At 67.7% G+C, this 12,292-nt stretch carries 13 protein-coding genes; 8 read left to right on the top strand and 5 right to left on the bottom strand.

The genetic code is table 11. The annotated features are described in order from the left end of the window. Positions 1 to 3 precede the first annotated feature (3 nt). The gene (gene deoC, locus MF407_RS03265) at positions 4 to 624 is read right to left on the bottom strand and encodes a deoxyribose-phosphate aldolase (RefSeq protein WP_239702842.1); all 621 of its coding nucleotides are present in this window, start codon (positions 622 to 624) and stop codon (positions 4 to 6) included. A 114-nt stretch (positions 625 to 738) separates the two neighbouring features. On the opposite strand from deoC, the gene MF407_RS03260 reads away from it, so the two are divergent. The 6 genes from MF407_RS03260 to MF407_RS03235 all read left to right on the top strand — a co-directional run bounded on the left by MF407_RS03260 (position 739) and on the right by MF407_RS03235 (position 6,592). Further along, on the top strand, positions 739 to 1,341 hold the full coding sequence (locus MF407_RS03260) for an AAA family ATPase (RefSeq protein WP_129625878.1): 603 nt from the start codon (positions 739 to 741) through the stop codon (positions 1,339 to 1,341). Positions 1,342 to 1,562: 221 nt separating this feature from the next. Next, entirely contained in the window at positions 1,563 to 2,477 is a 915-nt protein-coding gene (locus tag MF407_RS03255; protein ID WP_239701272.1) for a glycerophosphoryl diester phosphodiesterase membrane domain-containing protein, read from the top strand. 19 nt (positions 2,478 to 2,496) lie between these two features. Then, the gene (locus MF407_RS03250; protein WP_239701271.1) at positions 2,497 to 3,132 is read left to right on the top strand and encodes a DUF4129 domain-containing protein; all 636 of its coding nucleotides are present in this window, start codon (positions 2,497 to 2,499) and stop codon (positions 3,130 to 3,132) included. Further along, a complete protein-coding gene (locus tag MF407_RS03245) occupies positions 3,129 to 4,244 on the top strand; it encodes a DUF4350 domain-containing protein (RefSeq protein WP_239701270.1) in 1,116 nt (371 codons plus the stop codon). Before MF407_RS03250 ends, MF407_RS03245 begins: the two co-directional genes overlap by 4 nt. Next, positions 4,244 to 5,242 (top strand): MoxR family ATPase, encoded by a 999-nt coding sequence (locus MF407_RS03240; protein WP_129625882.1) that lies wholly within the window; start codon positions 4,244 to 4,246, stop codon positions 5,240 to 5,242. The genes MF407_RS03245 and MF407_RS03240 overlap by 1 nt, the downstream gene beginning before the upstream one ends. A gap of 54 nt (positions 5,243 to 5,296) precedes the next feature. Next, entirely contained in the window at positions 5,297 to 6,592 is a 1,296-nt protein-coding gene (locus MF407_RS03235; protein WP_129625883.1) for a DUF58 domain-containing protein, read from the top strand. A gap of 112 nt (positions 6,593 to 6,704) precedes the next feature. Here MF407_RS03235 and MF407_RS03230 read toward each other — a convergent pair whose 3' ends face one another. Next, positions 6,705 to 7,700 carry a stage II sporulation protein M gene (locus MF407_RS03230; RefSeq protein ID WP_239701269.1) on the bottom strand — a complete coding sequence of 332 codons (996 nt, stop codon included), beginning with the start codon at positions 7,698 to 7,700 and terminating at the stop codon, positions 6,705 to 6,707. Positions 7,701 to 7,723: 23 nt separating this feature from the next. Here MF407_RS03230 and MF407_RS03225 point away from each other — a divergent pair, with 23 nt between their 5' ends. Beyond that, the gene (locus MF407_RS03225; protein ID WP_239701268.1) at positions 7,724 to 8,554 is read left to right on the top strand and encodes an RDD family protein; all 831 of its coding nucleotides are present in this window, start codon (positions 7,724 to 7,726) and stop codon (positions 8,552 to 8,554) included. A 273-nt stretch (positions 8,555 to 8,827) separates the two neighbouring features. Here MF407_RS03225 and MF407_RS03220 read toward each other — a convergent pair whose 3' ends face one another. From MF407_RS03220 to MF407_RS03210, 3 genes are read right to left on the bottom strand one after another with little or no spacing between them, the layout of a single operon-like run. Then, positions 8,828 to 9,919, bottom strand: a complete 1,092-nt coding sequence (locus MF407_RS03220) for an adenosine deaminase (RefSeq protein WP_129625886.1) — start codon at positions 9,917 to 9,919, stop codon at positions 8,828 to 8,830. Between the two features lie 3 nt (positions 9,920 to 9,922). Further along, on the bottom strand, positions 9,923 to 10,276 hold the full coding sequence (locus MF407_RS03215; protein ID WP_129625887.1) for a cupin: 354 nt from the start codon (positions 10,274 to 10,276) through the stop codon (positions 9,923 to 9,925). Positions 10,277 to 10,288: 12 nt separating this feature from the next. Then, the gene (locus MF407_RS03210; RefSeq protein WP_129625888.1) at positions 10,289 to 11,572 is read right to left on the bottom strand and encodes a thymidine phosphorylase; all 1,284 of its coding nucleotides are present in this window, start codon (positions 11,570 to 11,572) and stop codon (positions 10,289 to 10,291) included. Between the two features lie 141 nt (positions 11,573 to 11,713). Here MF407_RS03210 and MF407_RS03205 point away from each other — a divergent pair, with 141 nt between their 5' ends. After that, the gene (locus MF407_RS03205; protein WP_129625889.1) at positions 11,714 to 12,199 is read left to right on the top strand and encodes a hypothetical protein; all 486 of its coding nucleotides are present in this window, start codon (positions 11,714 to 11,716) and stop codon (positions 12,197 to 12,199) included. Positions 12,200 to 12,292 lie beyond the last annotated feature (93 nt).

Raw genomic sequence — 12,292 nt, 5'->3', positions numbered from 1 at the left:
AGGTCAGGCGTCGAAACCGGCGAGCACGGACTCGGTGCCGGACAGACCGAGGCGGTTCGCGCCCGCCTCGATCATCTCGGCAGCGGCTTCAGGGGTGCGAATGCCACCCGACGCCTTGACGCCGAGACGGTCGCCGACGGTCTCGCGCATCAGCCGCACCGCGTGTGCGCTCGCGCCACCTGCCGGGTGGAAACCGGTGGACGTCTTCACGAAGTCCGCACCGGCGCGCTCGGACGCCTGGCAGCACGCCACGATCTGCTCGTCGGTCAGGGCGGCGGACTCGATGATGACCTTCAGGACGACGTCCGGAGCAGCCTGGCGCACCGCGGCGATGTCGGCCTGGACCGCGTCGAAGTCTCCGGCGTGGGCGGCTCCGATGTCGATGACCATGTCGATCTCCGCGGCGCCGAGCTTCGCGGACTCGGCAGCCTCGGCCGCCTTCACCGCGCAGGTGTGCTTCCCGCTCGGGAACCCGCAGACGACTGCGACGGGCAGCGAGGTCTCCAGCGGCAGCATCGACGGCGACACACACACCGAGTAGACGCCCAGCCGCTCACCGTCGGCAACGAGCGCACGCACGTCGTCCGTGGTGGCTTCGGGCTTGAGCAGGGTGTGGTCGACCATCTGCGCGACCTGGGAACGGTTCGGTTTCGTCACCCGGCCAGGCTACCTGGGGGCTGCCGTATTCTCATCGCGCCACCAGAACGCCCAAGCGATGCTCGAGGAGCAACCCGATCGATGTCCGAACGACGAGCACGCGTGCTGATCCTGTGCGGCCCCAGCGGATCCGGGAAGTCCCGCCTGGCCGAACGCCTGCATCGCTCGTACGGCTGGCCGATCGTGCGCCTGGACGACTTCTACAAGGACGGCGACGATCCGTCGCTGGCGATGTCGTCACTGGGCATCCCCGACTGGGACGTCGTCGGCTCCTGGAACATCGATGCCGCGTTCGCCGCGTTGCAGGATCTGTGCACGACCGGCCGGACCGTGGTGCCGGACTACGACATCTCCACCTCCCGGGCGGCCGGGCACTCGACCGTCGAACTGGCGAGCGCCGACACTGTCGTGGCCGAGGGGATCTTCGCCGCCGACCTGATCGCCCTGCTGCGAGATGCGGACTTGTTGCGCGATGCGTTCTGCGTCCGGCAGAACCGCTGGGTCACGATGGGACGCCGGTTCGTGCGCGACGTGTCCGAGCGGCGCAAGTCGGTGCCGGTGCTCGCGCGTCGAGGTTTGCGGTTGGCGATGGACGAGCCGCGGATCGTCGCCGCGCATGTACGGCGTGGCGCGCGTGCAGTCACCCCGAAGCAGGCGGAGCGGGAGGTTAGGGTCGGTGCATGACGAACTGGGCCAGTCCTTCGGGAGAACGGCAGCCTGAGCAGCCGGCGCACCACGGCCCGCCGCCACCCACTCCGCAGTACGGCCAGTACGCACCGGGACGCGGCCCGCAACCCGATCACAGCCAGAGCCCTCGATACGGCCAGCAGTATCCGCCGCCACAAACTGGTCCATACGGCGGTCCACCCTCGCCTCAAGCACCTCGATACGGCCCTGCCCCAGGCTTGTTCGCCCCCAAACCCGGCGTGATCCCGTTGCGGCCGCTCGTGCTCGGCGACATCTTGGAGGGCGCGTTCCGGACGGTCCGCGGCAACCCGATGGCGACCCTCGGCATGTCGCTGGTCATCTCGACGCTGTTCGCGATCCCGACGCTGTTGCTGACGTTGCTCATCACCAACACCGCGTTCGGTGCGGACAACACCGGTGATGCCCTGGTGTCGATCGCCAACTCGGTCGGTCAACTGGTCGGGGTCTTCGCCTCGATCCTGCTGTCGGGCATGTTGATCGTGGTCGTGGCCGAGGCCGTGCTCGGTCACCGCGCCTCGATCGGCGAAGCATGGACCCGGGTGAAACCGCGGATCTGGTCGCTGCTCGGCGCCACCCTGCTGTTGATGCTGGGCGGCATCCTGATCGTTGCGGTCCTGGTCGGCGTGACCCTGCTCGCCTACCTGGCCGGTGGTGAGATTGCTGCCGTGATCGTCGGCATCCTGGCCGTCGTCGCCGGCTTGGCTCTGCTGATCTGGCTCGGCACCCGCACGATGCTCTCCCCCGCTGCGGTCACGCTGGAGGGCATCGGCCCGGTCCGGTCGCTGAAGCGTTCCTGGGAACTCACCCGCGGCCAGTTCTGGCGGATCTTCGGGATCTCGCTCGTCACGCAATTGCTGGTCGGCATGATCGCCTCGATGATCCTGTTCCCCGCGATGCTCGTCGGGATGGGCGTGCTCCTCGCGGGCGCCGACCCCGACGCGGGAGTTGCGACGCCGTTGTGGTTCGTCGTCTTCATGCAGGTCATGACGATCATCTCCACGGCGATCACCGCACCGTTCAGCTCCAGCGTGACCGGTTTGCTCTACATCGATCAGCGCATCCGGCGTGAGGCGCTCGACCTCGAGCTGATGAAGGCCGCCGGGCAGAAGTGACTCGGATCCTGTACTGACGATGTTCGCCCGCCTCGAGCCGCCCCTGCAACCGTCGTCCGACGACGCGCGTAGGCAACTCGAGCACGAGTTGAGCAAGCCCAAGTACGGCGACCGGCGTACCCTCCTGCAGAAGTTGATGGACTGGCTGAACGAACGACTGGCCGATCTCACCGACGGCGCCGGCTCGCTGCCGCCCCTCTGGCTGGGCCTGGCATTGATCATGCTGGCGGCCCTGATCGGACTCGGCCTCACCAGGATTCGACGTCGTCAAGGACCCGAACGCGGTTCGGACCACGACGTGGACGAGGTCATCTCCACCGAACTCGACGCGGACGAACTACGCGCGGCGGGCGACCGCGCGCTGGCGGACGGTGACACTGCCCTGGCCCATGTGCAGTACTTCCGAGCGCTCGCCCGGCGGGGTGCCGACCGCACGATCGTCTCCGCACGACCCGGCGCAACAGCGCACGAGGTCGCGAACGAGCTCTCGCACGCCTTTCCCGACCGCCGGGCCGATATCGACGCCGCCGCACGCACGTTCGACGAGGTGCGGTACGGCGGACGCGTGCCGCCACGTCCGGTCGTCGAGGCGATGCGTGACCTCGATGCGTCCCTCGCCCGCAGCCGTCCTGCGCACCCGGCGGTCACGCGATGACCCGCCGCCGTCTGTTCGCTGCCGTTGCAGTCCTCGCACTCGTGCTGGTCGTGGCCGGCGTCATGTCGATGCTCAACCGCAGCAACGAGATTCCGCTCGATCCGCAGAACCCCGGCAAGGGCGGGTCCGAGGCCGTGGCGAGCGTGCTCGGCGCCAACGGTGTCGACGTGCATCGAGTGACCGATGTCGACGAGCTGCAAGACCGACCGCCGGGCAAGGGCACGACCGTGCTGGTGAGCGACCCGACGTCCGTCTCGGCCGACCGGCTGCGCGAGATCGCGTCTGCCCATCGCGACAGCGCACGACTCATCCTGATCGCACCACACCCGCACCTGCTGAAGGACGCGTTCGAGATCACCACCGAAGCCGGCGGGACGTCGACCGCCACGGCCGCAGGCCAGGAATGCTCGCTGGCATGGGCTCGCTCGCTGACCATGTCGGCCGACTCGGTCAGCTACGCCGTTCCGGCGGGTGCGACTTCCTGCTTCGGTGACGACTCCGAGGGCGTCGTGTTCGAACTTCCGGCCGCCGACCGGCGTCCGGCGCTGCTGGTCATCGGCAGCACCGACATCCTCACCAACAGCACGATGAAGACCGGCGACAACGCCGCACTCGGATTGCGAGCACTCGGCCAGACCGGCGAACTCCTCTGGTACTCCGGCGGATTCGATCCGAAGTCGTCCAGTGCGCAGCAGGAGACGGTGTTCCCGAGGTGGGTGATGCCGGCGCTCTGGCTGACCTCGGCGTGCGTGCTGCTCCTGATGTTCTGGCGCGGTCGACGCCTCGGACGTCTGGTGACCGAACCGCTGCCGGTGATCGTCCACGCCAACGAGACCACCGCCGCGCGCGGGCAGCTCTACCGCAAGGCTCGCGACACCTCCCGCACGGCGGCGGTGCTGCGTTCGGCGACCCGCGACCGTGTGCGTCGCTACCTCGGCCTTCCGCCCGGCATCGACGACGAACACCTCGTCCACCAGGTGGCGCTGCACAGCGGACGCGAACCGCATGAGGTCGGCGTCCTGCTGGCCGACGACCCACGAACCATCGACGAATCGACGTTGAGCAAACTGGCCGATGAACTCTCGGCACTCGAAAGGCAGGTCCGCCGCTGATGACCGATCTGGACAAGTCCCAGTCCCCCGACCCGGATGCCGCTCACCCCGAAGCGGCCCGCGAGGCGTTGCAGCGGGTGCGCAGCGAGGTCGCGAAGTCGGTGGTCGGTCAGGATGCCGCCGTCACGGCGATCGTGATCGCTCTGCTCGCGCGCGGCCATGTCCTGCTCGAGGGTGTACCCGGTGTGGCCAAGACGCTGCTGATCCGCACCCTCGCGGCAAGCCTGGCGATCGACTCCAAGCGGGTGCAGTTCACGCCCGACCTGATGCCCGGCGACATCACCGGATCGCTCGTGTTCGACTCGCGCAGTTCGGATTTCACCTTCCGGCCCGGTCCGGTGTTCACCAACCTGCTGCTCGCCGACGAGATCAACCGCACTCCCCCGAAGACGCAGTCGTCGCTGCTGGAGGCGATGGAGGAGCGCCAGGTGTCGATCGACGGCACCCCGCGTGCGTTGCCGAACCCGTTCATGGTCGCCGCCACGCAGAACCCGGTCGAGTACGAAGGCACCTATCCGTTGCCGGAGGCACAGCTGGACCGCTTCATGATGAAGATTTCGATCCCGTTGCCCGAGCGCGACGACGAGGTGCAGGTGCTGCGCCGTCATGCCGAAGGATTCGATCCCAAGGACCTGCGCGCCGCGGGCGTCCGCGCCGTCGCGTCGCCTGCCGACCTGACCGCCGGCGCGCAGGCGGTGCGAACCGTCGAGGTGCGCCCGGACGTGCTGGCCTACATCGTCGACCTCGCGCGCGCCACCCGGCACTCGCCGTCGCTGTCGCTCGGGGTGAGCCCGCGCGGGGCGACGGCACTGCTGTCCACAGCCAGAGGTTGGGCGTGGCTGAACGGCCGCAACTTCGTGACTCCGGACGACGTCCAGACAATGGCCGTGCCGACACTGTCGCACCGTCTCGCGCTGCGCCCGGAGGCCGAACTCGAAGGCGTCACCACCGAGAACGTCCTGCGGTCGGCCATCGGCGCCGTCCCGGTACCGCGCTGACGACCTGCTGACGACCTGCTGACGACCTGCTGACGACCTGCTGAGGACCCACTGATGGCTGTCACCGGACGCACCGTGCTCCTGGCCCTGCTGGGCCTGGTGTTCGTCGTGCTGCGTCCGCAGCAGTCGTCGGTCTGGCTGTGGCTGGCGCTGGTCGGTGTGCTCGTCGCGCTCGACCTGCTGTCGGCGCCGTCGCCGAAGAAGCTCGCCCTGAGCCGGGAACCCGTCGAGTCGGTGCGGCTGGGCGAGAGCACGACGACGAGTCTGCTGGTACGCAACCCGACCGGTCGGACGCTGCACGCACTGATCCGGGACGCCTGGCAGCCGTCCGCCGGGGCCGGCCGCGACCGGCACGATGCCCGGATACCCGGCGGCGAGACCCGCCGACTGACCACCACGTTGTCACCGACCCGGCGTGGCGACCGGCGAGCCGACCGGGTGACGGTGCGGTCGTTCGGCCCGATGGGCCTCGCGGCTCGACAGCGCTCCTTCGAGCTGCCGGGGTTCGTGCGCTGCCTACCCCCGTTCGCCTCCCGCAAGCATCTGCCGAGCAAACTCGCTCAACTGCGTCAGATCGACGGACGCTCGGCGGTGCGCATCCGCGGCCAGGGCACCGAGTTCGACTCGTTGCGTGACTACGTCGACGGTGATGACGTGCGCAGCATCGACTGGCGAGCCACTGCTCGCCGCCAACACCCGGTCGTGCGCACCTGGCAACCCGAACGCGACCGCCGGATCATCCTGGTGCTCGACACCTCACGCACCAGCGCCGGACGCATTGACGACATGCCGCGGCTCGACTCGGCGATGGATGCTGCACTACTGCTGACCGCGGTCGCCTCCCGCGCAGGCGATCGCGTCGATCTCATCGCAGGCGACCGCACAGTGCGCGGACGGGTGATCGGAAAGTCGGACCGCTCGGAGTTGCTGCATTCGATGGTGACCGCGATGGCACCGCTGGAAGCCGTTCTGCTGGAAGCGAATTGGAACACGCTCGCCGGTGCGGTCAACAGTCTTACCCGCCGCCGGTCACTCGTCGTGCTGCTGACTCCGCTCGAACCGGCCGCCCTGGAGGAAGGCCTTCTTCCGGTGCTGCCCGGCCTCACCAAGCACCACCGGGTCGTCGTCGCCTCCGTGGCCGACCGCTCGGTCGTGCAGGCTGCAGCCCAGCGCGACGGAATCGCGCAGACCTACGAAGCCGCTGCCGCCGAACGCACGATGCAACAGCGTGCCCGCACCACGTCCGCGCTCAGCCGCCTGGGTGCGACGGTCATCGACGAGCCCGCCGACAAGCTGCCGGTCGCACTCGTCGACCACTACCTGCTGCTCAAACGTCAGGGGTTGCTGTGACCACACTGCGAGTCCGGTGAGGATCCTCGGTGCGGGCGTGCAGGCCGACTCCCCGACTGGGTGGCCCAGGCCGCCGAGTCCGCGAACCGCGGTACTCGGCTCTCGATCTGACTCAGCCGCGCGACGGCGCTTCGGCGGTGGCGTCGACCCCGGTGAGGTCGCCGGTGACACCGCGTCGTGCGGCGTCCCTGCCGAGGGTCCACACGTAGACGAAGAACAGCAGTTCGGCGATGACGCCGACGGCAATGCGCGCCCAGGTCGGTAGTCCGGACGGTGTCACGAAGCCTTCGATCAGACCCGTTACGAACAGCACGACGATGAGTCCGAGAGCCAGCGTCATCGTCGAACGCGCCTCGCGGGCGAAGTTGCTCGCCCGGCTGCGGTGCCCCGGCTCGACCCACGACCAGAACATCCGAAGACCGGCGCCCGCGGCGACGAAAACCGCTGTCAGCTCGAGCAATCCGTGCGGAAGGATCATCCCGAAGAACAGGTCGAGGCGGCCGTGATCTGCCATCAGTCCGCCGATGAGTCCGAGGTTGGAGATGTTCTGCCAAAGCATGTAGATGACCGGCAGACCGAGCGCTCCGGCCGCGAGGCAGACGGCGGCCACCCAGGCGTTGTTCGTCCACACACGAGCGGCGAAGTCGGCGTTCGAACTCTCGTGGTAGTAGTTCTCGAAGTCGTGGTTGACCAGTTGGTCGATCTCTTCTGCGGACAACATCGACGACTGGACGCCGGGGTGCGCCATCACCCACCACCCGAGCGCCAGGGCGACCGCGTAGTTGGCGAACATCGTGATCAGCCACCAGCGGCGGGAGCGGTACAACATCGCCGGGAACGTCTCGACGAAGAATCCCGCCACCGCCGTCCACGAACTCGATCGCGTGCCCATCGCCTTGGCCCGCGACTTCGCGAGAATCGTCGAGAGGTACTGGGTCACACCGGGATCGGGCGCGGTGGAGCGGATATGGGACAGATGGGTGGCGGTGCGCTGGTAGAGGTCGAGGAGTTCGTCGGACTCCGACACGTCGAGTCGACGCTTCGTGGTCAGCTCCTGCAGGCGGGCCCACTCGTGTCCGTGCGCCTCCACGTAAGCGTCCAGATCCACACCCGAACTGTACGCTGCGGGTGATGGCGAACTCGACGACTTCCCCCGCCGCACCGAAGCGTGCGCTACGCGGGTCCGACGTCGACTCGATGATCACCGGTGAGGGTGTGCTCATCGATGTGCCCGCGACTTCCGTCGCGTCGCTGGTCATTGCCGCGATCATCGACTACATCGTGATCTTCTCCGGGTTCTTCCTCGCCACACTTGCACTCACCTGGCTGGGCGGCAGCGTGACCGAAGCTCAGGCCGCGATCATCGGGATCCTGCTCACCGTCACCGGTTTCCTGGTGGTCCCGGTCGGTGTTGAGCTGCTCACCCGAGGCCGCAGCCTCGGCAAGCTCGTGATGAAACTGCGCGTGGTCCGTGACGACGGTGGTCCGATCACCTTCCGGCATGCGTTCGTGCGTGGCCTTGTCGGCATCATCGAGATCTGGTTGCTGATGGGCGTGCCCGCAGTCGTCAGCGCGATGTTGTCCACGCGCGCGAAACGGATCGGCGACCTCGCCGCCGGCACCTATGTCGTACGCGAAGAGACCGCGATGCGCTTGCCGCCGGGCCCGTGGATGCCACCTGCGCTGATTCCGTGGGCGTCCGGAGCCGACATGGGCGCGCTGCCCGACGGCGTCGCCATGCAGATCCGGCAGTACCTCACCCGCACCGACATGCTGAGCCCGGTCGCACGCGAGCAGGTCGGACGCGCGCTGCTGGCCGAAGTGATGCCGCGGGTGTCTCCTGCCCCGCCCCCGGGCGCCCCGATGGACGCCGTGCTCGCCGCGGTGCTCGCCGAACGGCGCAAGCGTGACCGTGAACGCCTCCAGCGCGAAGCCGCCCTACGCGCCCGCGTCCTGCGCTGAGTCGCCATCGCTGGTTGAGCCGCGTGACTGAGGAACGAAGTCACGCGCGCCGAAACCAACGCAACCTGCGACGCCCACCCGACAACACGTGGACGAGCAGCCGTGAACCTCACCGGGTTTCGGCGCACGCTGATTCCTTCGTCATCAGCGTGGCTCAACCAGCGGAAACGTTCGGCACCCGCGGACGGACCTACGCTGCCAGGCTCAACCAGCGGAAACGTTCGGCTCCCGCGGACGGACCTACGCAGACCGGCTCAACCAGCGAAAACGAACTCAGCTCAGGGCGCCGCGGGCCGCCGCTTCGTAACCGGGCTTGATCACGTCGTTGATCAGGGCGAGTCGCTGTTCGAACGGCAGGAACGCCGACTTCATCGCGTTCACCGTCACCCAGCGCAGGTCGTCCAGGTCCCAGCCGGCTTCGTCGACCAGTTTCTGCATCTCCCACGACATCGAGGTATCGCTCATCAACCGGTTGTCGGTGTTCAGCGTGACCCTGAAGTGAAGGTCCTTCAGCATCGTGATCGGGTGTGCCGCAATGGATTCGGCGGCACCAGTCTGGATGTTCGATGACGGGCACATCTCCAACGGGATGCGCCGGTCGCGCACGAACGCCGCCAGCCGGCCGAGTTTCGGATCGGTCTCGGAAACATCGATGTCGTCGACGATTCGCACGCCGTGACCGAGGCGCTCGGCACCGCACCACTGGATGGCTTCCCAGATGCTCGGCAGGCCGAACGCCTCCCCGGCGTGGATGGTGAAGTGTGCGTTCTCTCGGCGCAGGTACTCGAACGCGTCCAGGTGACGGGTGGGCGGGTAGCCGGCCTCGGCCCCAGCGATGTCGAACCCAGCGACCTCCTGGTCGCGGTAGCGCACGGCGAGTTCGGCGATGTCGCGGCTCTTGGCAGCGTGCCGCATCGCGGTCAGCAACGCACGAACCCGGATCGGGTGGCCGGCCGAGGCGGCACGCGCCTCACCGTGGCGGAATCCCGCGTTCACCGCCTCGATCACCTGCTCCAGGGTCAGACCCTGTTCGAGGTGCTGCTCGGGTGCGTAACGCACCTCGGCATAGACGACTGCGTCGTCCGCAAGGTCCTGGGCACATTCCGACGCCACCCGGAACAACGCGTCCCGGGTCTGCATGACGGCAACCGTCTGGGCGAAGGTCTCCAGGTAACGGACGAGCGAGCCGGAGTCGGCGCTATCGCGGAACCAATCCGCGAGTCCTTGGACGTCGTCGACCGGCAGACCGTCGTACCCGACTTCCCTGGCCAGTTCGAGGACGGTCTGCGGACGCACCCCACCGTCGAGGTGGTCGTGCAGCAGCACCTTCGGCAGGGCCTTGATCTTCGGACGAACCTCGTGCATCGCTCAGTCCTCCCGGTTCACGGTGTCGGGGCTGAACGCCGGCAGACAGACCGCGATGTACTCCGCACCTTGATGTCCACAGGAGTAGCGAATGCGTTCGCCGGCAACGGTTTTCACTGACTCACCAGCGTTGACCTCCAACCGGCCACCGTCGTGGTCGACGATCACGGTGCCCTTGAGCACGATCGTGTACTCGTCGAACTGCGGGGTCTGGAAGGGCTCGTCCCAACCGGCGGGCGCGACCATGTGCGCGACCGAGATCGACGTCTCGCCCGTGCTCGCCGCACCGATGTGCTCGTCGATGATCTTCCCGCCCGGGACGGGGATCCGGATTGCTTCGTCGTAGTGCTCAACCATGTCGTCGTCCTTCTAGGAAATTCGATCGATGATGAGGTCGGGGCGGTCGTCCGCCGACTCCCCGATGGCCCATTTGCCCTCGAGAGCCTCGGCCGCGCGCTCGAACTTCTCGGGGGTGTCGGTGTGCAGGGTCAGCAACGGGTCGCCCTTGCGGACGCGGTCGCCCGGCTTGGCGTGCATCTGGACGCCGGCCGCCGCCTGCACCTTGTCCTCCTTGCGGGCACGTCCGGCGCCGAGCCGCCAGGCGGCCACACCGACCGCAAGCGCGTCGAGTTCGATGACGACACCGTCCGCGTCGGCCTCGATGACCTGGGTCTCCTTGGCAGTCGGCAGTTCGGCGTCCGGGTCACCGCCCTGGGCGGCGATCATCGTGCGCCACACGTCCATCGCCCGGCCGTCCTTGAGTGCGTCGGCGGGGTCTACGTCGTCCTTGCCGGCGGCCTTGAGCATCTCGCGGGCGAGTTCGACGGTGAGTTCGACGACGTCGGACGGACCGCCACCGGCGAGGACCTCGACCGACTCCTGCACCTCGAGCCCGTTGCCGGCGGTGAGGCCGAGCGGCGTCGACATGTCGGTGAGCAACGCGACGGTGGTGACGCCTGCGTCCTTGCCGAGTTGCACCATGGTCGAGGCGAGCTCGCGGGCGTTCTCGACGTCCTTCATGAACGCACCCGAACCGACCTTCACGTCGAGCACCAATGCGCCGGTGCCCTCGGCGATCTTCTTGCTCATGATCGAACTCGCGATCAACGGGATCGCCTCGACCGTGCCGGTCACGTCGCGCAGCGCGTAGAGGCGCTTGTCGGCCGGTGCCAGTCCGCTGCCGGCGGCGCAGATGACCGCGCCTATCTCCTCCAGCTGATCGAGCATCGCCTCGTTGCTGAGCGAGGCTTGCCAGCCGGGGATCGCCTCGAGCTTGTCGAGCGTGCCGCCGGTGTGGCCCAGGCCGCGACCGGACAGCTGCGGTACGGCAACGCCGCACGCGGCCACGAGCGGCGCGAGCGGGAGCGTGATCTTGTCGCCGACGCCACCGGTGGAGTGCTTGTCGGCGGTGGGACGCGACAGCGAGGAGAAGTCCATGCGCTCGCCGGAGGCGATCATCGCGTTCGTCCAGCGGGAGATCTCCTCGCGCGTCATTCCGTTCAGCAGGATGGCCATCGCCAGCGCCGCCATCTGTTCGTCGGCGACCACCTCGCGGGTGTACGCGTCGACGACCCAGTCGATCTGTTCGTCGCTCAGCGTCTGCTTGTCCCGCTTGGTGCGGATCACGTCGACGGCATCGAAACGCTCACTCATGCATCGATCCAACCATGTGCAGCTGGACGCGGTCATCGCGGAACCATCAGGGCGGGGTCCGCGTCACACGCCCAGTGCGCCGAGTCATCGGGCTACAACTAGGACCATCAACGCCACTGGCCTGCTTCCCGGAGGAACACTATGTCCCGCAAGCGTTCTTTGTCGCTGTCTGCCGCCGCTCTGTTGCTCGCTGCTCCTCTCGGACTCACCGGGTGCGGCATGCTGGGCGACGATTCCAAGAACTCCGAGCCGGCGACGTCTTCGCAGGCAGACAACGGCGACAAGAGTGACGGTGGTTCGAGCGAGTCGAGGTCGCCTGAGTCGAGTGCTCCCGGCGAATCCAACGATCAGGCGGCCGGCAAGCCCTCCAAGGACGAGGTCAAGAACGGTCTGAAGCAGTACTACCAGGGCCAGCACATTCCCGGTCCCGCCGCCGACAAGCTTGCCGGGTGCATGGTGGACGAGGGCTACGACAGGTTCTCGGCCAAGACGTTGAACGCGATCAAGAACGGCAAGCCCGGCGAGGTCGATCCGGCCGACTCGCAGACGTTCACCCAGGTCAGCGGTACGTGCGCGTCCAAGAGCTTCAACGGCTCCATTCCGACCGACCTGCCACTGCCGAGCTGATCGGCTCTTCAGCGACCACGTTTCGAGTTCGCCGGTTGGAACGTTCGGTTCGACGGACGGTTTTGTATCCCCTTCCGGCCGTCGGCTTCTCGT

It is taken from the genome of Yimella sp. NH-Cas1, assembly GCF_022359705.1.
GTDB lineage: Bacteria > Actinomycetota > Actinomycetes > Actinomycetales > Dermatophilaceae > Yimella > Yimella lutea.
Note: the sequence above shows the minus strand (reverse complement) of the source record. Positions and strands in the feature narration are given on the sequence as shown.